General features: G+C 55.9%; 2 protein-coding genes and 1 pseudogene. 2 read left to right on the forward strand and 1 reads right to left on the reverse strand.

The features are described from left to right. On the forward strand, window positions 1-195 hold a 195-nt coding region (locus tag VSR82_RS39745; RefSeq protein ID WP_498858897.1), incomplete at its 5' end, for a hypothetical protein. Next, window positions 117-338, forward strand: a pseudogene (locus VSR82_RS39750) (transposase domain-containing protein); the annotation flags it as partial. The gene VSR82_RS39745 and the pseudogene VSR82_RS39750, both read left to right, overlap by 79 nt. A gap of 124 nt (window positions 339-462) precedes the next feature. Here the strand turns inward: VSR82_RS39750 and VSR82_RS39755 are convergent. Continuing rightward, the gene (locus VSR82_RS39755; RefSeq protein WP_410853342.1) at window positions 463-1047 is read right to left on the reverse strand and encodes a hypothetical protein; all 585 of its coding nucleotides are present in this window, start codon (window positions 1045-1047) and stop codon (window positions 463-465) included. Between the last annotated feature and the right edge of the window lie 154 nt (window positions 1048-1201).

The following is a 1201-nucleotide window of genomic DNA, read 5'->3' on the forward strand; positions in this document are numbered from 1 at the left end:
GTGCACCACGCGACCGCCGCTTCGCTCCTCGACGTCTCGTACCTTGACGCGACGCCCATACAACGGATGCCAACGGTAATGGACTTCAACTTCCTGCCCGATATGGGCAGAATGATCGCGAACTTGCTATCGGCAGGTCGAACTGGTTGTTTGCCGGTTCGCTTCGAGCCGGCAAACGAGCCGCAGCCATCATGAGTCTGCTACGTTCAGCGCAACTGAATGGGTACGAACCGCATGCCTACCTGAAGGACGTTCTCACCCGATTGCCGACTCAAAAGGCCAGCGACATCGCAGCATTGCTGCCTCATCGCTGGCAACCGGCGGATCCCATCCGCTAGTTCAGTTCGCCAAGACGGGTTTGCTGGCCGCTTACCGACTTTCGCCGATCGCCGCCACTTCGATACTTGCGGCGCTGCCAAGAGCAGAACGCGACTCAACTCGGCCGATCGACTTGTCGGCGGTTCAAGGGCAGGTACGCTCGGCGCGAACTCTGATCCAATCTGCAATTACTTTGAGACTTCCGGGATCCCGATAGGGAACTCCGTGCATTAAACCCCACGGATCCCGATCATGGTGCGCAAATAAATGCTGTGTTGTCCACTCGCCGGGAGGGGTCGACTCTGCCGATATGCTGGTAAGTAATGAGGCCATCGCCAAGTCGGCTCCAAACGGCATGGAAAGTGTCGCCAGCAGGAGCGCAATCAGCCCTCCGGGAATTCCCACCATAAAACCGAACGTAAGCATCAGGGGGCGCCGGGCGCGCATAAGTGAGGTGAACAGTACTATGATCCATGCTGCCTTGACAGACCATTCGGGATGGATGGGTATGAAAGCAAAAAAGCCTAGAATCATTAAAAGAATCCACAGTAGCGGATCAAACGCTCGGTCGATGCTATCGAAAGGTCTGCCAATCTTATCGATAATCATCCAAATGACATCCAGAACGCCCCCGATTGCGCGCCAAAGCTTCGACACGAGAAGATTCAAAATCTGCGAGACAGCGAGAATTGCACTTGCTTCATCCGCCGGCGCTCTGACGATCAACACCCGAAACGGATCGATGGCAGGGAATTTAGAGGTGGCGCCGGAATTTCGGACAAGGTCGGTAAGTGGAACGGTCGGGGCCTGAGCTGGTCATAGGGACCAGCAAAAGGAACCCAAAGATGGCAAAAAGAAGCCGCCGGTCGCATAGCCCGGCATT

Source organism: Burkholderia sp. JPY481 (genome assembly GCF_038900515.1).
Taxonomy (GTDB): Bacteria; Pseudomonadota; Gammaproteobacteria; order Burkholderiales; family Burkholderiaceae; genus Paraburkholderia; species Paraburkholderia youngii.